The following is a 21,607-nucleotide window of genomic DNA, read 5'->3' on the forward strand; positions in this document are numbered from 1 at the left end:
CTGTAAATAACCATCTGTTTAAGGAGTAAATCTGATGGAAACTATCGATATAAACACTATTTTAATGGCCGGTTTCGCCATCGCCGTTGTTATTACTATTGTTAAAACCGCACGCGTAGTACCGCAAAAAAGCAATTTTGTTGTTGAACGCCTTGGTAAGTACTCACGCACGCTGGATTCAGGCTTTCATATTTTGATCCCTTTTGTCGATAAAGTAGCCTATATCCATAGCTTAAAAGAAGAAGTGATCGACGTGCAGCGCCAAACCTGTGTAACCCGGGACAACATACAGGTAGGTATTGACGGCATTTTATACCTGCAGGTTATAGACCCGCACAAAGCCAGTTACGGTATTAATGACTACCGTTACGCTTCAGCGCAGTTGGCACAAACGACTATGCGTTCGGTTATCGGCCAGACCGATCTGGATAAAACTTTTGAAGAGCGCGCCAAAATTAACGAAGAAGTCGTAAAAGCACTGGACGAAGCCGCAGCCCCCTGGGGTGTAAAAGTGCTGCGCTACGAAATTGCCGATATTGAGCTGCCAATCAGTATTAAAGACGCATTAGAGCAACAAATGCGCGCCGAACGTGAGCGCCGGGCCGCTATTGCCAAATCAGAAGGTGAGCGCCAGGCCATGATTAACGTATCTGAAGGCCAGAAGCAGGAAGTAATCAACCTGTCTGAAGGTGACAAAATGCGCCAGATTAATGAAGCCGAAGGCCGCGCTAAAGAAATTGAGCTTATCGCTATCGCCACCGCCGAAGGTATCCGCCAGATTGCTGAAGCCATTAACCACCCGGGCGGACAAGAAGCAGTAAGCCTGCGCGTAGCTGAACAATACGTAAAAGAGTTCGGCAACCTGGCCAAAGCCAACAATACTATGATAGTACCTGCCGAGCTGGCCAATATCGGCGGCGCAGTAGCCGGTTTAACCGAAATTTTAAAAATCGCCCAGCCGAAGAAGTAACACTAACATACGGTTTTAGCCAAAAGGAAAAGAACATGGCGACACAACAAGCGTTTAACGAAGCACTGTTGAAACTGGCAATTATGATGTATCGCATAGACGGTAAAATTCGTCTGAACGAGCAGGAGCTGGTTGACGAAATAGCCGATAACCTAAGCTGGGATGGTATTAACAGCATTACCGCTGTACAAAGCCAGGCCATGGCTGATGTGCGCGAAGCTATTCGTGCTGATAAAACCGAAGCTTACCTGGCAGGGCTAAAAGACGCGCTGATGTTCGATAAACAAAAAGCGCTGGATACCGCTAAGAAAATTATGCAAAGTGATGGCGAAGAAGCACAGAAAGAACGCCGCCTATACGACTACCTGCGCCAGCAACTGCTGGTGTAAATAACTGTCGTTAACCCAAAGCCAGCTTTAAACTGGCTTTTGGCTCAGACCAATCAAAATGTCCTGAACTGCCTTAGCCCGGCTTTTAGCATAAATATAGTTACTAAGAATATTGTCAAGATCTAGCTTTGCTCTGAGGGGCATGAAGTAATCATATATACAAACGCCTTCCCAATATCCCCCGATCCGAATTGTCATATTCATTTCACCTTTCTTTGTGAGCTCAGTATCAGGTGGCATTGCTATTTTTAACTTTTCATACTCAAGCCAATTATTTTTGTAAGCGTGAATATAAGTATCAATTTCATTGCCTGAAATTATTAAAGAAGTTCCTTTGTATCTGTTATCCGGACCTTGAAAATTGTAATTAATACTCCAAGAATCTACTCTAACCAACAGCTGGCCTCCGCAATCCAAGTCTTCTAAGTACGTACCTACGCCCAAAGACAATCCCCTTTTTTAATTTAAGAAACTTCATTCACCTATCGCGACGTTGTAACGTTCGTTGATACAAAAAGCCAGCTCCTCGCCTTTAATCACCACCGAAATTTCCTACTGCAGGGTAATTTGCTCAAGAGGACAGCCTCTTACGGCCGCTATATCGGCATAGTCGCCGGTTTGCAGTACACCGACGTTAAGTAGGGATTGTTCGTTGCGCAAGTTAAGCTGAACAGAGTGGCAGCATTAAGTATAGCTTTTAGAGCGCGGATATTAGTAATTAATATTGCCCCACATACTCTTGATTAATCAACATTCAGGCTTTGTAGTTCTCCTAAGCGTCTGATGTCCAAATTCACATATCCGTCTTAAGTAATCTATGCCCTCTACATCTATCACGTCATTTGTTACTAAAGCCCCCTTACACTGTTTTTTAGTTGCAGAGTGGATGTGTGCACATCGACTTGAATTGGCGGCTTGGCGAGCTAGCTTGTATTGGCGGACAGTATAAACTGCGCCGATGGTAGCCATTGCTAAGGCGCCCAGACTAACAGGGTCTACTACGCATACTCTAGCACCAGTTTTTTGACTAATGAGCATCATTCCCCGTTGCTCATTTGGGCGAAAACCTGAATTTTTCCCTTGTACATTTTTTCTATGTGACAGTTTCATATTTAGCGTCCTAAGCATGTAAATTTACTAACTATAGAACACCCGTGTAACAAGGTTGCTAAATTTTGTCGCTAACAAGTAGGGGGGATTATTGAGCAAGAAAACATATAAAATCAGTAACATTAACCACTATCAACCCGCTACCTCTCTAATCCCCGCCACTATCGCTGCTGCGCTATCTTTGCCATAACCGCCTCCACCTAAAAACACCGTTGGAATATGCAGCGCTTTTAAACACTGGTACACCAGCCTATGGCTTTGTGCTACTTCGGCCACGCTAAGAGATAAGCCACCAAGTGGATCTGTCGCGAGAACATCTGTACCGGCTACCACAAAAGCGAGTTTATAGCCGCTGCTTAGCTGCTCTAATGCCGCGCTGAGTTTATTCAGATAGAGCTCACCACCGGTGCCCGTAGGTAACGGTACTGCTATATCAACCCTTTGACGGCTAACAGGAGTGTTGGGATAGATATCGGCGTTGTAAACATCCAGCAGAGTTACATTGGTATTGTCGATAAAAGTACGGGCATTACCGTTGCCATGGTGGGCGTCGATATCGATAATCAGTATTTTGTCATCTGCAGTTAACTCGCCGCTGGCGATAAGCTGCTGGTAGCTAATACCTATATCGTTGTAAATACAAAAACCTTCCATGCTGTGCGGGTTAGCATGATGGTAACCACCGGCAAGGTTCCACGCGTCAACTCCACTTAATGCTGATTGTGCCGCAGCCAGAGTACCAGCTACTCCCCAGCGCATTGGCAAAAGTATACGTTTATCCAACCATGAATAGGGTAGCAGGGGAATATAAGGCGCTTCCAGTGCTTCAAGCACAGGGCGTTTATGTAACACCAATCTGCGCGTCAACGAGCTAAAGAAATTATTTACTGCCGCTTCAGGAATACACTGAGCTGGTTCGACAATATCTATCAGCTTTTCATGCCGAAGTTGCGCCACGACTTTTCCAAACTTCATACCATCAAACGGATGTAAGAACTTAAGTAAGCCAATGTCGATATTGTAATTGTCATGGTAAATAATTTTCACCGACATTCACTCTGCTTGGCAATAATTACTATTGCAGATACTTCGCCAGTTTTTGCTTTAAATGCGGTAAATGGTCAATTTGATCTTTCAGGTATTCCTTGCACTGAAACAGCTGCAACAACCACTCTTCAATATCCTCGACATCTTTTACCGTTTGACTATTGCGCAAACCATCATTGTATTTGATGGCATCTTCCAGCCCACATAAAATCGTTGCTAGCCAGTCCTCATCTATTTGAATCATATCGCCTCCCTCTGTTCAACTTGCTGCGCCAACTGATTTAATAGTATTTTAAACCGAAACAATGGCATATCGCATTCCGGCGCTATAGTGTGGTGTGTCGCTTTAAATAATGGATTATAAGAATCTCGAACAACAACCAAACCTTTGGGCAGCACAGTGCCAGCCGGTAGCTTATAGTACTCCCATTGCCCTTTAAAGATATTTGGTCTGTCGAATGTGCTGATCCCCCGGGGACGATTGCGTACATAAACCCAGTCGTTTTTGATAGTTATGTCGGGCTTACGCGGTGCGCCGCGACTGCGCTCTTCTTCAGTTTCAACCAACTCAAATAGCGGAACATCACTTTTGACTTTGCGCGCCCGCCAAAGGTCTACTGGAATTTGTCGGCCAAAAAAGCTGTTAATACTGCCGGCTTCCAGCAATACATCTTCTAATAATTCGATGCCCGCCATACTTTCTGTCTCCAGATATAAAAAATATAACGGCATACTAGATCATAAAAAATACAAATGTAAATCAATATAGCCAAAAAAATAACAAATAAGTAAAATAATTACAAAGAAGGCTAATTACTGATCGCCAGTATTGCTAAGGGACGCAGACGCCGACAAATCTGCGAACTAAATTAGCAAATTAGATGAACCAGGAATGTTGATTGACCGCCAAACCGTTAATGGCTCGGCGGTATGTCATTACTGCTGATCAGACGATGGCAGTTCTTTGGTGTCAAACTGCTGGGTTTTCTCGGCCAGTAAAGCAGCGAGTTGCTGTTCCAGCTTTTCTACTTTCTCACGGGTGCGTAGTAATACCTGGCGCTGTATGTCAAACTCTTCGCGGCTGACAAAATCCAGATCGGCCAGCTTACTTTGCAGTACCTGCTTTACCTTGGTTTCAACGTCATCGGCAAACTGGCGTAGCTGTGGTGGAATGGCGTTGCCAATTTGCTTGGCAATATCTTCAATTTTTTTCGGGTCTATCATGCTGCTCTCCTGTATCGCATCAGTAACTTGCGACCTTATGCTGTACCGTAAGCCTTATTCTACAGGCCAAAACCATAATCACGAATGCTATTTAGCGGCAAATTTCGTTACAATGCCAGCCTTAGTGTAAGGGTGAGTGAATGAAGTTAAATCCGCAACAAAATGCTGCCGTTAAATTTATCTCCGGGCCTTGCCTGGTGCTGGCCGGTGCCGGTAGTGGTAAAACCCGGGTAATTATTAATAAAATTGCCTACCTGATCCAGGAATGCGACATGCCGGCCCGGCATATTGCTGCGGTTACCTTTACCAATAAAGCCGCCCGCGAAATGCGCGAGCGCATTAACCATCAGCTACCGAAAACCGCCACCCGCGGCCTGACTATTTCTACCTTTCACACCCTGGGGCTGGAAATTCTGAAAAAGGAATACCGCCATATCGGCTATAAAGCCAACTTTACCCTGTTTGACGATCAGGACAGTATGGCGCTACTAAAGGAATTGAGCGAAAACGATATTCACGGCGATAAAGACATACTGCGCGCGCTGCAAAGCCGGATTAGCAGTTGGAAAAACGAGCTGACGCTGCCTGCCAAAGCCATTGCTCAAGCACAGGATGCGCAAAGCATCAGCTTTGCGAATTATTACCAGCAATACACCCAGCAGCTAACTGCTTACAATGCACTGGATTTTGATGACTTAATTTTAATGCCCACTTTGCTGTTTACCCATAACGCCGAGGTACGGCAAAAGTGGCAGCAAAAAATTCAGTATTTGTTGGTGGATGAATATCAGGACACTAACACCAGCCAGTACCAACTGGTGAAATTGCTGGTAGGTGAGCGCCAGCGTTTTACTGTGGTGGGCGATGATGACCAGTCTATTTACTCCTGGCGCGGCGCACGGCCACAAAATCTGGTACTGTTAAAAACCGATTTTCCCAATTTAAATGTAATTAAGCTGGAGCAAAATTACCGCTCGGCCGAGCGTATTTTAAAAGCTGCCAATATTTTAATTGCCAACAACCCGCACGAGTTTGAAAAACAGCTGTTTAGCGAGAACGGTTATGGCGTGCCGCTAAAAGTGGTCCCCTGTAAACATGAGGAAGACGAAGCGGAAAAAGTAGTGGCCGAGATTATTTCACACCGCTTTATTAACCGCAGCCAATACCGCGACTATGCCTTATTGTACCGCGGTAACCATCAGTCGCGTTTATTTGAAAAAGCGCTGATGACCAACCGCATTCCATACAAAATCTCCGGTGGCACTTCGTTTTTCTCGCGCAGTGAAATTAAAGACGTAATGGCGTATTTGCGGCTGGTGGTAAACCAGGACGACGATAACGCTCTGCTGCGTATTATTAATGTGCCACGGCGCGAAATTGGCGCCGCTACCTTGCAGCATATAGGTAACCTGGCCAATGAAAAACAAGTCAGTTTATTTGAGGCTTGCTGCGACAGTGAGTTGTCAATGCACTTATCGGCCAGAGCGCATAATGCGGTGAAACAGTTTGCCCAGTGGATTACAGGCATTGCCGATAATGTGCAGCGCGCCGACCCGGCTGAAGCGATACGCGATTTAATTCGCCAGAGCCATTACGAAGCCTGGCTGTTTGAAACCAGCCCCAGCCCCAAAGCGGCTGAAATGGCTCTGAAAAACGTTAACGAGCTATACCGCTGGATCAGCGAAATGCTGCAGGGCAAAGATGACGATGAACCAATGACCTTGCCCGAAGTAGTAACGCGCCTGACGCTGCGCGATATGATGGAGCGCCAGGAGCAGGAGGATAACGCTGATCAGGTACAGTTGCTTACGCTGCATGCCTCTAAAGGGTTAGAGTTTCCTTATGTGTTTATGGTGGGCATGGAAGAGGGTATTTTGCCGCATCAGGTCAGCATAGACGAAGATAACGTTGAGGAAGAACGCCGGCTGGCTTATGTGGGCATTACCCGCGCCCAGCGCGAGCTTATGTTTACCTACGCCAAAGAGCGGCGCCAGTTTGGCGAAGTTGTACGGCCCGAGCCAAGCCGGTTTTTATATGAATTACCGCAGGACGATTTGGAATGGCAAAGCGCCGCACCGGTAAAAACTGCCGAGCAGCGCCAGCAAACTGGCCAGGCGCATATTGAACGCTTACGCCAGATGCTGAAAAACAATTGACGGTGTCGTACTTAACTCCTGCGCCGACAACAGCTCAGATACATATTTGCCCTGCATAAAGCAGCAACCTTCAGCCAGCAGCAGGTTGAGTAAATCGGCGTTATCAACCCCATCGGCCAGTAAGCGGAATTTGTAACTCAGCGCCAGCGACTGCAGCATTTGCAGTAACTGGCGTTTTTGTTCACTGCGTACCAGTTGGCGGCAAAAAGCGGCATCCAGTTTGACAAAATCAAACTGCTGCTGCAGCAATAAACTCAGTGGCGCCATGTCGGCAGCAAAGTTGTGCAGCGCCAACCGCACACCCAGCTGTTTTAATTGCTGCAGATTATGCTGCACTGTTGCAGCATTACCACTTTGCAGTAAGTCAGCTTCTGAAAACGCCAGACACAAGCGGTGTAATTCCGCTACCCCTGCCAGTTGCCGCTTTAATGCGTCATACAAGTCATGTTGTTGCAGATGCTGCACACTAAGGCGCACAGTCAGCAAACCAGCGCTGGCTTCACTTAGCATTAGCTGGCGGCAAGCCTGTTGCAGCAACAGTTGTTCAATTTGCGGTAAAATACCCACCTGGGCCGCATGCTGGCAAAAGTTATACTGGGTGCCCAGTTGCGGATGCTGCCACTGCGCATGCAACTCGTAGCCCATTAAATTACGCGCCTGGCCACAAAGCACCGGCTCGTATACGGCAGTAAACTGCTGTTGCTCTAACGCCTGCATCATAACCTGCTCGGTGCTAAGGGCCTGCAGCATTTGCTCACGCATAGTTTCATTAAAAATGACAAAGCGGTTGCGTCCCATCGATTTGGCCTGATACATAGCAGCATCGGCGTCCCGCAGTAAGGCTTCAGCTTTGCTGTGTTCATGGCTAAAATGGGCAATGCCAACACTGGCACCAGAGTGCACTGGCTGACCGTGTAATAAGAATGGCTGGCGAATCATTTCAATAATACGCTCGGCTACTTCTTCAGCATCCACTTCATCAGCCAGACTGGTGAGCAGCACCACAAATTCATCACCACCCAGGCGCGCAACCAGATCATGCTCGCGAACTGTGGTTTGCAGGCGCTTACTTACCTCAACCAGAAATGCATCACCAATATGATGCCCCAGGGTGTCGTTAATCAGCTTAAAGCGGTCCAGATCAATAAACAACAGAGCTATTTTCAGCTGCGACTGGCGTTTACTCAGCGCAAATTGTTGTTTGAGCTGTTGCAAAAACATCTGCCGGTTCGCCAGCCCGGTTAAGGCGTCATGATTGGCTTCGTAAAACAACTTTTGCTCAGCTTTTTTCCGCTCTTCTACCTGCAACCGTAAAAACAGATTGGTTTGACGCAGCTCGCGGGTACTTTCAAATACTTTACGCTCCAGCTCTTCCTGGTGACGCTTTTGCTGCTCGGTTGTTTGCTTACGGTGAATCGCCACCGCAATATGCTGCGATACAAAGCGCAGAATATTCAGCTCAGCCTCTGAATAACAATAACTTTTTTCATAAGACTGTAATGCAATAACGCCAATAACCTGTTTATCCAGCACCAGCGGTGCCCCCAGCCAACTGGTAGAATAGCGCACAGTAGAGGCAGGGCCGTTTACACCCCGGCATATTTCACCACTGGCCACCAGTTTTTCGGCGGTATCGGCGTTAATTAGTTTTACGTCGGCACAACGTATTACATACTCGGTAAAACCACGGCTTAGCGGCCGTTCACGCGCCGGTGGTGAATACTGGTCAATATAAAACGGGAAGCTGAGTTTGGTTCTATCACTGCTAAGCAAGGCAATATAGCAATTATCGGCATGCATCAAACCAGACAACACCTGATGTACCGCACGATAAAAACTGTTCATATCACTGCTGCTGGCAGTAAGTTCAGAAATACGGTACAACGCCACCTGCAGTTGTTCAGCGCTGGTACGTTCTTTTATTTCTTTTTGCAATGACTGGTTAATACTTTGCAGTTGCTGTGTGCGCTGGCGTACGGTGTCTTCAAGCAATTCGCGGCTTTTTACTCTGTCCAGTGCAGTAATAGTGTGACCACCAATACTGCTGAACAATGCCAGATCGGCCTCGGTATATAAATGCTCAGCGTTATACGACTGAATAGCCATTACACCAATAACCTGCTCGCCACGGCACAAGGGTATACCCAGCCAGTGCGCACAGGGTGAACCCTGTGCCTGAATGTGGCCGTCAAGCACCAGTTGCTCAAACTGCTGGTTATCACACATTAACGCTTTGCCGCTACGGGCCACATAACCGGTTAAACCGGTTGAAAAGGCACTTGAGGGTACCTGTGCAATGATCTGTTGATCTTTTTCATCCGAAAAGTACTGCGGTAAATATTGTTCGGTAGTACTGTTATAGAAAACAACATAGAAATTTTCTGCGTGCAGCAGTTCAGATACCATCCTGTGAATAGCCGGATAAAACTCCCGCATATCACTGATAGTACTGGCTAGTTCAGATAGCTGCAGTAATGCGCCCTGAATGATATAGGCTTGCTTATAGCGCTGCGCCAATAATCTAAGGCGCCGCAACCTGATTTCAGCCTGACGTAAACGCTTATTCAGTTTAGTTGATCCCTTCAACGCTGATACGATTCTTATATGGCCAGTTGCAGATGGCCAACTTTATTTTTGACCGACTCATTATGCACAAAGTTTAACCACATGGAAGAGCCGGACCGGCACTAATTAACAATTGCTTAGGCTAATTTATTTTCTGTGCAGATAAAAACAACTAAGGCCGCATTAAGCGGCCTTAGTATGACAATGCACTTGTTATACGCCGTCGGTCATGAACTTAATAGCGGCGGCAATTTCATCATCCGAACAATCGGCACAGGTGCCACGGGCAGGCATATTGCGAATACCTTCTATGGCGTGTTTAAGCATAACATCGAAGCCTTGCTCCATACGCGATTTCCAGGCGGCATCATCTTTTTTCGGTGCATCCAGTGCGCCGGTGCCATGACAGGCAAAACAAGCAGTCTGATATACTTTTTCACCACTGCGCGGGCCTGATGGGCCGGCGTCAGATGCAGCGGCAGCTCCAGCTACATAAACCTGACCAACAGGAGCAAGACGTTTAGCCAGCGCTTCTTTATCCGCATCCGAACTGGCATTGACACTCACTGTTGTTAACAACAAGGCGAAAGCGAGAGTTAATTTTTTCATCTACTGGGTTCCTGTGGTAAAAGCCGCACAAAATTTGAGGCATTATAGCCCCCAAGCCACAGCAAGGGGAAGCCCCAACAATAGCCGCAGTTATAAATGCGCAATAAAGTAAGCTGTTATTACCAGCCTGACGCCAGATCTGCAACAAATATTGGCGGATCTGCTATATGCTTTTTTGTTCCTTGCAGACGTTCTTTTAAAGCTAAATTATTTAATATTTTTGCTTTGAATCCACCAGGTTTGTGGTAGTCTATTCGGCCGGTAATTCACGATTTCTTCTGCAGCTTTGTGAAGTGCCTGGTTAACATGGAAAAGCTTTTCCACAAAATAAAAATTAGAAAATAGTAATATGGGCGCTGCGATAAACCCCATTTTTTCTTTATAAAACAAAACATTAAAACAAAACCAAACTATACCTGATTAAAGGGCATGGTTTGTTCGGCTATGTTTTGCACAAAGTTATCCACAGCTTATCATCCTGAACCACAACACCGTATTACTGGCAGCACAGCACGCGCTGTGGCATGCTATAACTTTATTTCTGCAGGATATTACTACCCATGGTTTCTATCTCCGGCACTCCGCTGATCCTGGTCGATGGCTCGTCTTATTTGTTCCGTGCTTATCATTCACCACCCCATTTAACTAACTCACGGGGCGAAGCCACCGGCGCTATTTATGGTGTAGTTAATATGCTGAAAAGTTTGCTGCGCCAGTATCAACCCACACAAATGGCTGTGGTATTTGATGCTAAAGGCCCCACTTTTCGTAACGAAATGTACAGTGAATACAAAGCACACCGCCCCCCAATGCCGGATGACCTGCGCAGCCAGATCGAACCGTTACACCGCATCATAGAAGCCATGGGGGTGCCGCTGTTGTGCGTCAGTGGTGTAGAGGCTGACGATGTTATTGGTACTCTGGCGCGGCAAGCCAGTGCACAAGGCCGCCATACGCTGATTTCTACCGGCGATAAAGATATGGCGCAGTTGGTGGATGAGCATGTCACTTTAATTAATACCATGACCAACACCCTGCTTGATCCGCAGGGTGTCACAGACAAGTTTGGCGTCGGTCCTGAGCTGATTATTGATTATCTGGCGCTGATGGGCGACAAAGTGGATAACATTCCGGGGTTGCCTGGTGTAGGTGAAAAAACCGCCGCCGCATTACTGCAGGGGCTGGGCTCGATTGCACAGATTTATCAGCGACTGGATCAGGTAGCTGAATTAAGTTTTCGTGGCGCCAAAACCATGAAAGCAAAGTTGGAAGAATTTCGTGAACAACTGGAATTATCTTATCAGTTGGCAACGATAAAAACCGATGTGGACTTGCCTTATCAGCTGACAGACTTAATGATTAAAACGGCAGATAACGGGCAACTGGCCGAGTTATATAAGCAGTGCGAATTTCGCCGCTGGTTAAGTGAAGTATTAAGCAATGAACCTGCAGCGGCCAAACCGCAAACCGGTGCCGCACAAGCTGATATGTTTGCCAGCAGCGATGAGACTAACAGCCCCCCAGACGAAGGTAACCCGGCGCCTGATACCTACCTTACTGTACTGGATGAAGCAGCTTTTAATAGTATGCTGCAACAACTGAACCGCTGCGAACTGGTTGCTTTTGATACTGAAACCACCAGCCTGGATTATATGCAGGCAGAACTCGTTGGGTTGTCAGTAGCCATTGCAGCAGGTGAAGCCTGGTATGTGCCGGTAGCACATGATTATATCGGCGCTCCGCAGCAGTTAAACCGCGACTGGGTGCTGGCACAGCTTAAACCCTGGCTGGAAGACAACAGCAAAGCCAAAGTGGGCCAGAACCTGAAGTATGATCAAAGTGTACTGGCGCGCTACGGCATTAGGCTACAAGGTGTGCGCTTTGATACGATGCTTGAATCCTATGTGCTGAACTCCGTGGCCTCGCGCCATGATATGGATAGCCTGGCATTGAAGTATTTAGGCCGTAAAACCATCAGCTTTGAAGACATTGCCGGCAAAGGCGCTAAACAACTGACGTTTAACCAGATAGAACTGGAAAAAGCCGCCCGGTATGCCGCAGAAGATGCTGACATTACCCTGCAACTGCACCAGACACTTTGGCCGCAACTACAGCAGGATACCGGCCTGGTTACTGTGTTGCAGGATATTGAAATACCGCTGGTAGATATTTTATCGCGGATTGAACGCCACGGTGTATTGATCGACAGCAAGTTACTGGCAATACAAAGTGAGCAACTGGCCAGCCGTATTGCTGAACTGGAGCAGTTGGCTTACGAGCAAGCGGGTAAACCGTTTAATCTGGCATCACCCAAACAATTGCAGGAAATTTTGTTTGAACAGATGAAACTGCCGGTGCTGAAAAAGACCCCAACCGGCACCCCCTCTACCGCTGAAGACGTATTGGCAGAACTGGCACTGGAATATGAATTCCCTAAGCTGATTACCGAGCACCGGGGTTTAAGTAAGCTTAAATCTACTTATACCGACAAGCTGCCAAAAATGCAGAACCCGGTAACAGGCAGGGTACACACCTCGTATCATCAGGCGGTTGCAGCAACAGGCCGTTTAAGTTCAACCGATCCTAATCTGCAAAATATCCCTATCCGCACTGAAGAAGGCCGGCGTATCCGGCAGGCATTTATTGCCCCTGAAGGGAAAAAAATTGTTGCCGTGGATTACTCTCAGATCGAGCTGCGAATTATGGCGCATCTGTCACAAGATAAGGCTCTGCTGGATGCTTTTGCCCAGGGCCGTGATATTCACCGTGCTACGGCAGCAGAAGTTTTTGGCGTTAAACTGGACGATGTCACCTCAGATCAGCGCCGTAGTGCCAAAGCCGTTAACTTTGGCCTGATTTACGGTATGTCAGCATTTGGTTTAGCTAAACAACTTGGCGTAAGCCGTGCAGAAGCACAACAGTACGTTGATCGTTACTTTGAACGCTTTCCGGGTGTACTTGATTATATGGAGCGTACGCGCAAGCAAGCCCATGAGCAGGGGTATGTTGAAACCTTGTTTGGCCGCCGTTTATATTTGCCAGAGATCAATGCACAGAATATGGCCAGGCGTAAAGGTGCAGAGCGGGCGGCAATTAACGCCCCGATGCAGGGTACCGCTGCCGATATTATAAAAAAAGCCATGATAGTGGTAGATAACTGGTTGCAACAGCAAAAACAGCCTGCGGCCGCCATGATCATGCAAGTACACGATGAGTTGGTATTTGAAGTAGATGCCAACAAAGTTGACCAGATAAAGCAGCAGTTAGTTGAACTGATGGCAACGGCAGCAACCCTGGATGTGCCGCTGCTGGCAGAAGCGGGTGACGGAGATAATTGGGACGAAGCACATTAATATTGAACTAATTACGTAAGCACCTGTCTGAGGTTATAGTTAAGTTATTCATCTCTCCTGTGTACACTTTTCAGCCCCGCCACCTGGCGGGGCTTTTTTATGCTCAGCACTGCGCAAAAAGGTAATTAAATTACCAAAAATGGTAATAAGAGCGAAAAACGAGCATTTTTTGTAGTTTTATTACAAAAAGAACTTGCTTTATTAAGCTGGCTGGTTAAAATTTGATGCGTAGGGTACAGAGGTAAGATGTTCTATCTTTCAGTGCCAGAGCTTTAGGGCTCCAGCGAATGAAAGTAGGCTTATTTAGCCGCCCCACTGCTTGCAGTGGGGCGTTTTTTTTGCCTGAAAAACCAGCAACCCGGCTACCACCTGCCGATAATACCAGCACAGAAAAATGGTTACTGAGTAACGGCACACCCACTAAAATGAAAATTTATTAGATTTTTTAGAGCAAATACTTCAAACAATAAAAATTTGCTGTATAATGAAGTTGTCTTAGCGATAAGACACCCTGTTGATTTGAAATTATAGCTTCTCCCCGTTTGCTATGACCGACACTTCCGAGTGTCGGTTTTTTTATGTCTGCAGCCTACTGCGCGGCCGTCTCGGTATCTGTTGCCACGCCATACCACAGGTCCAGCACTTGCTCCAGCTCTGGCAACCCCAGTTTATTCAGTGAACTGAATGCATGCACCGTGATGTCGCCCATAAATGCCAGTGTTGCTTCACGTACCTCAAGCAAGGTTTTCTTTCTTGCCCCCGGCCCCAGTTTATCGGCTTTGGTTAGCAGAATAAGCACCGGTAGCTCACTTTCCACTGCCCAGTGAATAAGATCCTGATCTAAATCTTTTAACGGATGACGGATATCCATCAGCACCACCAAACCTTTTAAACTGGTGCGCTTTATCAGGTATTCGGCAAGAGATTTTTGCCATTTCTCTTTTACCGCCAGTGGCACCTTGGCAAAACCATAACCTGGTAAATCAATCAACCGGCGCTGTCCATCCAGGCTGAAGGTATTAATCAATTGGGTACGGCCGGGAGTTTTACTGGTGCGGGCCAGACTATTTTGCCGCGTCAGCGTATTTAACGCACTGGACTTACCGGCATTTGAACGGCCGGCAAAGGCAACTTCAATGCCTTCGTCTGCCGGTAATGCTTTGATATCAGGCGCACTGGTTAAAAAAGTAGTTTGCTGATAATTGATTTTTGACTTGTACACTGCCTTCTCCGGCGAATAATTTGATGCCATTGTAGCGGATCTGGCAGATCGGCAGAAGCTTTTGCGCGCTGTATGGGATTTTACTTTGGGCAGTTTCGTGTAAAATAGGCATAAAAATTAAGGTTATTACTCTTGGTTGCCAGTATGCTGGCGGTTTAATGCGGACAGAGACGGATAAAAAATGAAAAAACTTCTACTTCCACTGACGCTGTTATTCGGTCTAATCGGAACAGCCCATGCATTTGACGGTGATGCCGAAGCAGGTAAAGCTAAATCTGCTACCTGTGCGGCCTGTCATGGCCCCGATGGCAACAGCCCGGTTGATATGTATCCGAAAATTGCCGGACAACACGCCCCTTATCTGTATAAGCAGTTACGCCAGTACAAACAAGGCATGGAAACCGGAGGCAAACAAGGGCGTAACAACAGTATTATGTTTGGTATGGTCGCATCGCTGTCTGATCAGGACATGAAAGATCTGGCAGCCTACTTTGCGTCGCAAAAAATGAAGTCGGGTACGACTCCGGAGAATGTGATTGCCCGCGGCGAACAACTTTATCGCGGTGGTGACGCAGATCGCGGCATTGCAGCCTGTATTGCCTGCCATGGTCCACGTGGTTCAGGTAGCAGCTTAGGCGGCTTCCCGAAGATATCGTTTCAACATGCTACTTACCTGAAAACTACTCTGCAGGAATTCCGCAGTGGCCAGCGCACTAATGACCTCAACGGTATGATGCAGGACATCGCGAAAAAATTAACTGACGATGATATCGACGTACTGTCTCAGTATCTTGGCGGCTTACATTAATTACACTGTTTTACGCAGATAATCGCAAAAAAACCGGCGTTCATCGCCGGTTTTTGCTACTTAATTCAGCCGCAATTTGTGAGATATATCTCACAAACACTGTAGGAAAAACGCCCGCATTATAATTTTAGGGAACTTTTCCAATTTAGCAAAACAGCGCTAAAGCAATGAAAATAAATAACATATTTTAAACCCCAGAGAAAAACATGCTTTTTTTTGCAGCAATGTCTTGCCATATCAGCAGATCAGAGTAAATTACCACCTGTTACATTTTGTAACTGAAAAAAACAGGGATTCGTCGCAAGGAAGGGTTTGTACCAGTACGTAAGTGCGCGGTGCCTTAATAAACACATCTGGATGATGTGCTGCGTGATTCACGCGCAGGGATGATTACGAAAGTATCAGGATGATCGTAAAGAATAAATAATTGGTACGGAAAGCCAAAATAACAAAGGGAACACACTGACAGGGCGTTGCAGCAGCATCAGGATGATGACAGCGAATGAGAGAAGTGTCCATTTGACACAAGCATATCCAGGGCGATAAGTGATCTTATCGCCTTTTCTTTTATTTTGAATTCAACAATAGCATTATGTCCGACACTGCATGCCCATTGTGCTTACACCTGCACAGTGACTTATTTCATCAAGATAAACGCCGATGTTACTACCAGTGCCGGCAATGTCAGCTGGTATTTGCTGATCGTGTCAGCCTGCTGTCTGCTGAAGAGGAACTGGCGCAATATCAATTGCACAACAATGATATTAACGACACGGGCTATCGCCACTTTTTACAGCGTCTGGCCAGGCCATTGCTGGCTGCCTTACCGGCTACAGGGCTTAGCGGGCTGGATTTTGGCTGCGGCCCCGGCCCGTTACTGGCCAAAATGCTGAGCGAAGCCGGTCAGCATATGTCGGTATGGGACCCTTATTTTGCGGCTGACGAAACGGTATTACAGCAAAAATATGACTTTATCAGTTGCAGCGAAGCAATAGAGCATTTTTTCCGGCCCGCAACCGAGTGGGCACTGTGGCTTAGTTTGCTCAAGCCGCAAGGCACCCTGGCAATTATGACCAAACGCTATACCACAGCGACCGCTTTTGCTGACTGGCACTACAAACTGGATCCCACCCACGTTAGTTTTTTTTCTGAATACACTTTTACTTACTTAGCCCAACGCGATGGTTTTAGCCTGAACTTTGCTGATAAAGATGTAGTTATTCTGCAGCGCACAAAGCATTAGTGTTTCAGTGCAAAACTGGTTAAAATGTGCGCCCTTTTTTACAGGTAACAAACATGACTCGTCAGAAAAAAACCCGTTCCGCTGGCCCTAATGGTTTACGCCATCTGTCTGCGGAAGATGCCCGCAAAACCCGCGAGCCCAGAGAAGAAACCAAAAAAAAGGGAGCAGGCCTTAAATCTGGCAGCCGCAACAGTATTGCGCCGGCGAAAACAGCTGAAGCGGCTAAAGGCGCCACCAAAAAAGACAAACGTATTGGCAGCAAAACGCCCATAGCTCTGGTGCCTGTAGCAGAGCAGCCGGTTGTGATCCAACCATTGTTACAACCCAAAGCCCGCCTGGCAAAAGTAAAAGCAATAGAATTAACCGCAGAGCAGGAACTGGCATTGATTGAAAATGACAGCCATTTGCAGCAACTGCTGGAGCGGGTTGAAAACAACGAAGTGCTGACGGGTAAAGACGCTAAGTACTTTAACGCTAAAACCGCACGCCTGGAGCAACTATTGCAGCAGCTCGGTTTAACAGAAGACGAAGAAGATGCTATTGTTGATCCGCTGGCAGCTTTTGAGAGTAAAGACTGGCGTAAAGACTTACTGGGCGACGAGGATTAATATTGAGCAGTACTCTGGTAGTGGTAATTATTGTTGGCAGCCTGATCGTAGCAGCCCTGGCGTTTTATGCCGGCAGCCTGCTGTGGCAGTTGCAACAGCAAAACCGGCAACAACAGCAACAAAAGAGCGAAAAAGAACAGTACCTGCGTGACAGCATAACGCTGATTTGTAAAGCCATGCTGGAGCAACAGTGTGAATTATCGGAAGGCGCTTTACGGCTGTGGGTATTGTTGGATCATCTGGTGCCTCAGCGCCAACCTGATCCGGTGATTGCTTATCCTGGCTTGCACCAGATGTATCAGGTGGTTAAAGATATGCCAACCCACAAAGCCCGCAAAGAACAGGACAAAGTGCTTACCCGCCAGCAGGATGAAGTCAGGCTAAAAGCGGAGCAAGACTTAAAAGATTTTATTCTGGCAGATACTGCCGCCCTGTTGCAGCGCTTCCAGCCGGGTTGAACCGGCTGGCGTTTTAATGGCTGTGTAGCTCTACTGCCGGTATATCTGGCCGGCTTTCATCACAAAGCTTACCTTACCCATCTGTTGAATATCCTGCAGCGGATCACCCGGTACGGCAATAATATCGGCAATTTTACCGGCTTTAATACTACCCAGTTCATCTGCTACACCAAGTAAACGCGCGCCTTCAATAGTGGCGCTGTGAATGGCTTCCAGCATCGGCATACCAGCCTCTGTCATATAAATAAACTCGCGCCAGTTCTCCCCGTGTTCATACACTCCGGCATCGGTACCAAAAGCAATTTTCACTCCGGCTTTATATGCCTCGGCAAAGGTTTGCTGAATTTTAGCGCCAATGGTTGCCGCCTTGGGCCGTACCAGCTCGGGGAAAAAGCCCGCAATAGCTGCTTTTTCAGCTGCCCATTTACCGGCACTGATAGTTGGCACAAAGTAGGTGCCCTGTTTGCGCATCATCGCCATGGTGTTTTTATCCATATAGGTACCATGTTCGATAGAATGTACCCCGGCTTTAATTGCCCGCTCCATGCCTTCTTTACCGTGCGCATGTACAGCGACTTTCATACCATAGTCGTTGGCAGTACTGACAATAGCCGCCAGCTCTTCGTCAGTAAACTGCGGGTTGCTGCCGCTTTTCGCTACACTGAGCACACCACCTGTCGCAGTAATTTTAATCAGATCAGAGCCTTCTTTATAGCGCTGACGCACTGCTTTGCGGGCTTCATCAGCACCGTTAACTACGCCTTCTTTGGGGCCGGGGTCACCCATTAATGCATAGGCCACACCATTGGTAGGGTCAGCATGGCCGCCGGTGGTAGCAATTGATTTACCGGCAGCAAAAATACGTGGCCCTTTAACATAACCTTTGGCAATGGCCTTTTTCAGGGCATTACTGATGTGGTGATTGTCTCCCAGCTCGCGTACAGTGGTAAAACCGGCCATTAAGGTTTTTTCAGCAAAGGTTGCGCCGCGCAGGGCGTAATCAGCTTCGTTCATAGTAAAGCCTTCGCTGTACACCGTTGGGCTGAACTGGCTGTAGAAATGCGTGTGCATATCCATTAAACCCGGCATTACTGTATGCTGGCGCAGGTCAATAACCTGATCTGCAGCAGTGGGGTTACGAAAGCCGGCTTCAATAGCGGTAATTTTATCCTCTTCTATCACAATAGTATGATTAGAAAGTACTTTTTTATCTTCAGCGGTAATAAGCGTGCCAGCGTGGATCAACGTAGCAGCACTGGTGATGGGGCTGATACATAAGGTGCCGATGAGCATAGCAATGGGCGTTTTATTCATATTGTTAGTGCCTTTTAAGTAGAAGTTGCGCTTCAGTGATAGCATTATCGCAGCAATGAACAACCAGCTTGAGACGGGCGAACGGTTTTAGCCGACCAGCGTAGGGTTAAACAATAGCAAAAGTGTAAGGATAGCCGGCGCTTTTTAACTGGAAGTGTTGCTGGCCATCACAATACACCGGCCTGGCCTGGCTACTAAGCTGATAATACACATTACGGCTAAGCTTCGCCTGCAAACCATGCCATAGCTGGATATAAGGCAATAATTGCTGCTGCGGATCCGGCCTGACGATCATCGGGTATTCAGCACCTAGCAACAGCTGATGTTGCAGATTGGTCGTCAGCAGCAATGCCGGGCCTGTGACGGTATCTGTCCACTGCCAATCGGTAATTAATAACGGTGCATCTGCGACACTGATGCGCACTTTTTCTACCGGCGTCTGCAAAAAGTGCTCGCCATGCTGGCAAATTAATACCGAGGCAAAAAGTTTCACCAAAGCCGGGCGTTGGATCAGGCTGTGCTGATAAAACCACTGGCCTTGTGCATCGATATGCAGCGGAATATCACCGCAAAACGGCGGGTTCCAGCTTTCCACCGGCGCCAGGCCTGGCTGGTTAAGCTGGCGCTGTAAAGCAGACAGATCAGTCATAGCTAACAAAGCCTGTAGTTAGGTTAATGATGAAACAAGCTTAGCAGCAGAAGAGAAGCTGGGGTGACTGATGGGGATCGAACCCACGACAACCGGAATCACAATCCGGGGCTCTACCAACTGAGCTACAGTCACCGTTGCGGGCGGTTATTCTAACTAAGTTTTTTTTCAACACCAAGCCTTTTCAGGCAGGAAATCAGTTAACAACTTGTTGTCGTTTTCATTTGGCCCGCTTTTATTCTGTGGTATCCTTTTGCCGTTTTGCCATTTTCGCCAGCAAAGGAGAGTGTTATGGAGCAAATAACCCAGTTATTTGAAGAGAATCACGAAGTTTTATTGGGCTATCTAATCCAGATTATTGCCGCAATTTTTATTTTTTACATTGGCCGCATGATGGCAAGGGCGATTTCACGCTTTATTGAGAGAACACTGGTGGCGCGCTCGGTAGACAAAGCCGTAGTGGCGTTTATAGCAAGCCTGATTTACGCCATTATTCTGATTGCCACGGTATTGATGGCATTATCACAAATTGGTGTGCAAACCACCTCCTTTATCGCCATTTTAGGTGCTGCCGGCTTAGCGGTTGGTTTGGCATTACAGGGTTCTTTGGCCAACTTTGCCTCCGGCATTTTGATTATTTTATTCCGGCCGTTTAAATCCGGCGATTTCATTGATGCCGGTGGCGTCAGCGGTACTGTGGATAAAATTGAAATATTCCAGACTATGATGCGCACGCCTGACAACAAAAGGGTCATAGTACCCAATGCGCAGATAACCGGCGGGCCTATCACCAACTATTCAGCTGAACCACGGCGCCGGGTTGATCTGGTGATTGGCATCAGTTATGACTCTGACTTACGCAAAGCTAAACAGATACTTGAAGATATTCTGAAAAATGATGAGCGGGTGCTGCAGGAACCGGCCGCTACAGTGAAAGTAGCAGCGCTGGCTGACTCTTCAGTTAACCTTAATGTAAGGCCATGGGTAAATTCGGCCGATTATTGGGGTGTATACTGGGACACGCTGGAAAAAGTAAAACTGATTTTCGATGAGCAAGGTATTGGCATTCCATTCCCGCAGATGGACGTTCATATCAAAAAAGACAAGCAGGAGTAAGTATGAAGTATTTTTCAATTCTGGCACTGGTGGTAGCAGTCGGTGTGCAGGCTCAGGCACATGATGCAGCAGCTACCGGCAAAGTATGGACCACTTCTGCCGAGCTGGGTGCCATTACTACCTCAGGTAATACTGTTGGTACCTCTATTACCGGTAAGATTGATGCCAAGCAAGAGCTGGAGCAATGGAGCAACCAGTATATTTTCAGTGCCTTCTTTAAAGAAGATGAAAAGACCGATGCCAACGGCGACAAATTCACGCAAAAATCGGCAGAGCGTTATATGATTTCGGCAAAAACGGCCTACAAACTGGAAAGCGAATTCGACAAGCTGTTTGCTTTTGGCTCTTATACGGATGACGAATTTGGTGCTTATACCGAATACACCACCCTGGCGGTCGGTTATGGCACCAGAGTATACAACGTTGAAGATAAATCACTGGACATGGAAATAGGTCCGGGTTATTTCACTGGCAAGCGCTCTACCGGTGAAACGGAAAATGGCCTGATTGTCCGCGGTGCTGCATCGTTCAAATGGACAATCAGTGAATCAGCCAGTTTCGCCCAGACATTAAGCGTAGAATACGGTGACGACAATACCCGCTCTATCGCAGAAACCTCATTGCTGGCCAAAATTAATGGCGCACTGCAGATGAAAGCCGCCTTTCTGGTACAAAATGACTCAGACGTACCGGAGGGGAAAAAAAGTACTGATACTCAAACGTCTCTGACTCTGGTGTATTCGTTTTAATCACTGTGCCCGCCTGT

At 47.1% G+C, this 21,607-nt stretch carries 20 protein-coding genes and 1 tRNA gene; 10 read left to right on the forward strand and 11 right to left on the reverse strand.

The features are described from left to right. Window positions 1-34 precede the first annotated feature (34 nt). Window positions 35-970, forward strand: a complete 936-nt coding sequence (locus J3B89_RS16615; RefSeq protein ID WP_215398731.1) for an SPFH domain-containing protein — start codon at window positions 35-37, stop codon at window positions 968-970. A gap of 35 nt (window positions 971-1,005) precedes the next feature. Next, window positions 1,006-1,359, forward strand: coding sequence for a hypothetical protein (locus J3B89_RS16620; protein WP_215398732.1), 354 nt, complete (start codon window positions 1,006-1,008; stop codon window positions 1,357-1,359). Window positions 1,360-1,386: 27 nt separating this feature from the next. Here J3B89_RS16620 and J3B89_RS16625 read toward each other — a convergent pair whose 3' ends face one another. From J3B89_RS16625 to ubiK, 5 genes are all read right to left on the reverse strand, one after another. Next, window positions 1,387-1,803 carry a hypothetical protein gene (locus J3B89_RS16625; protein WP_215398733.1) on the reverse strand — a complete coding sequence of 139 codons (417 nt, stop codon included), beginning with the start codon at window positions 1,801-1,803 and terminating at the stop codon, window positions 1,387-1,389. Window positions 1,804-2,601: 798 nt separating this feature from the next. Next, entirely contained in the window at window positions 2,602-3,522 is a 921-nt protein-coding gene (locus J3B89_RS16630; protein WP_251372506.1) for an arginase family protein, read from the reverse strand. A gap of 22 nt (window positions 3,523-3,544) precedes the next feature. Next, window positions 3,545-3,760: a hypothetical protein gene (locus J3B89_RS16635; RefSeq protein ID WP_215398734.1), complete on the reverse strand. Its 216-nt coding sequence runs from the start codon at window positions 3,758-3,760 to the stop codon at window positions 3,545-3,547. Then, window positions 3,757-4,212 carry a Tse2 family ADP-ribosyltransferase toxin gene (locus J3B89_RS16640; protein ID WP_215398735.1) on the reverse strand — a complete coding sequence of 152 codons (456 nt, stop codon included), beginning with the start codon at window positions 4,210-4,212 and terminating at the stop codon, window positions 3,757-3,759. The genes J3B89_RS16635 and J3B89_RS16640 overlap by 4 nt, the downstream gene beginning before the upstream one ends. 240 nt (window positions 4,213-4,452) lie before the next feature. Continuing rightward, the gene (gene ubiK / locus J3B89_RS16645) at window positions 4,453-4,740 is read right to left on the reverse strand and encodes a ubiquinone biosynthesis accessory factor UbiK (protein ID WP_215398736.1); all 288 of its coding nucleotides are present in this window, start codon (window positions 4,738-4,740) and stop codon (window positions 4,453-4,455) included. 140 nt (window positions 4,741-4,880) lie between these two features. Between ubiK and rep the strand changes: the two genes are divergently transcribed. Beyond that, window positions 4,881-6,896, forward strand: a complete 2,016-nt coding sequence (rep, locus tag J3B89_RS16650; protein WP_215398737.1) for a DNA helicase Rep — start codon at window positions 4,881-4,883, stop codon at window positions 6,894-6,896. Here the strand turns inward: rep and J3B89_RS16655 are convergent. Further along, the gene (locus J3B89_RS16655) at window positions 6,870-9,413 is read right to left on the reverse strand and encodes a bifunctional diguanylate cyclase/phosphodiesterase (RefSeq protein WP_251372508.1); all 2,544 of its coding nucleotides are present in this window, start codon (window positions 9,411-9,413) and stop codon (window positions 6,870-6,872) included. The genes rep and J3B89_RS16655 overlap by 27 nt on opposite strands. Window positions 9,414-9,674: 261 nt before the next feature. Continuing rightward, window positions 9,675-10,070, reverse strand: a complete 396-nt coding sequence (locus J3B89_RS16660; RefSeq protein WP_215398739.1) for a c-type cytochrome — start codon at window positions 10,068-10,070, stop codon at window positions 9,675-9,677. Window positions 10,071-10,630: 560 nt separating this feature from the next. On the opposite strand from J3B89_RS16660, the gene polA reads away from it, so the two are divergent. Next, entirely contained in the window at window positions 10,631-13,423 is a 2,793-nt protein-coding gene (polA, locus tag J3B89_RS16665; RefSeq protein ID WP_215398740.1) for a DNA polymerase I, read from the forward strand. A 589-nt stretch (window positions 13,424-14,012) separates the two neighbouring features. Here the strand turns inward: polA and yihA are convergent. After that, entirely contained in the window at window positions 14,013-14,645 is a 633-nt protein-coding gene (yihA, locus tag J3B89_RS16670) for a ribosome biogenesis GTP-binding protein YihA/YsxC (protein ID WP_215398741.1), read from the reverse strand. Window positions 14,646-14,826: 181 nt separating this feature from the next. On the opposite strand from yihA, the gene J3B89_RS16675 reads away from it, so the two are divergent. From J3B89_RS16675 to J3B89_RS16690, 4 genes are all read left to right on the forward strand, one after another. Then, window positions 14,827-15,453, forward strand: coding sequence for a c-type cytochrome (locus tag J3B89_RS16675; RefSeq protein ID WP_215398742.1), 627 nt, complete (start codon window positions 14,827-14,829; stop codon window positions 15,451-15,453). A gap of 592 nt (window positions 15,454-16,045) precedes the next feature. Continuing rightward, entirely contained in the window at window positions 16,046-16,696 is a 651-nt protein-coding gene (locus J3B89_RS16680; protein ID WP_215398743.1) for a class I SAM-dependent methyltransferase, read from the forward strand. A 53-nt stretch (window positions 16,697-16,749) separates the two neighbouring features. Further along, window positions 16,750-17,304 (forward strand): Der GTPase-activating protein YihI, encoded by a 555-nt coding sequence (gene yihI, locus J3B89_RS16685; RefSeq protein ID WP_215398744.1) that lies wholly within the window; start codon window positions 16,750-16,752, stop codon window positions 17,302-17,304. Window positions 17,305-17,306: 2 nt separating this feature from the next. Then, the gene (locus J3B89_RS16690; RefSeq protein ID WP_215398745.1) at window positions 17,307-17,762 is read left to right on the forward strand and encodes a DUF2489 domain-containing protein; all 456 of its coding nucleotides are present in this window, start codon (window positions 17,307-17,309) and stop codon (window positions 17,760-17,762) included. 30 nt (window positions 17,763-17,792) lie between these two features. Here J3B89_RS16690 and J3B89_RS16695 read toward each other — a convergent pair whose 3' ends face one another. The 3 genes from J3B89_RS16695 to J3B89_RS16705 form a co-directional block, all read right to left on the reverse strand. Then, complete coding sequence (locus tag J3B89_RS16695) at window positions 17,793-19,076, reverse strand: metal-dependent hydrolase family protein (RefSeq protein WP_215398746.1); 1,284 nt, start codon at window positions 19,074-19,076, stop codon at window positions 17,793-17,795. Between the two features lie 106 nt (window positions 19,077-19,182). Continuing rightward, on the reverse strand, window positions 19,183-19,725 hold the full coding sequence (locus J3B89_RS16700) for a DUF1285 domain-containing protein (RefSeq protein ID WP_215398747.1): 543 nt from the start codon (window positions 19,723-19,725) through the stop codon (window positions 19,183-19,185). A 59-nt stretch (window positions 19,726-19,784) separates the two neighbouring features. After that, a tRNA-His gene (locus J3B89_RS16705) sits at window positions 19,785-19,860 on the reverse strand. Window positions 19,861-20,016: 156 nt separating this feature from the next. On the opposite strand from J3B89_RS16705, the gene J3B89_RS16710 reads away from it, so the two are divergent. Together J3B89_RS16710 and J3B89_RS16715 are read left to right on the forward strand one after the other, a co-directional pair. Then, a complete protein-coding gene (locus J3B89_RS16710) occupies window positions 20,017-20,841 on the forward strand; it encodes a mechanosensitive ion channel domain-containing protein (protein ID WP_215398748.1) in 825 nt (274 codons plus the stop codon). Window positions 20,842-20,843: 2 nt separating this feature from the next. Then, the gene (locus tag J3B89_RS16715; protein ID WP_215398749.1) at window positions 20,844-21,590 is read left to right on the forward strand and encodes a DUF481 domain-containing protein; all 747 of its coding nucleotides are present in this window, start codon (window positions 20,844-20,846) and stop codon (window positions 21,588-21,590) included. The last annotated feature ends 17 nt before the right edge of the window (window positions 21,591-21,607 follow it).

The sequence above is a fragment of the Rheinheimera oceanensis genome (assembly GCF_018831085.1).
Classification (GTDB): Bacteria; Pseudomonadota; Gammaproteobacteria; order Enterobacterales; family Alteromonadaceae; genus Alishewanella; species Alishewanella oceanensis.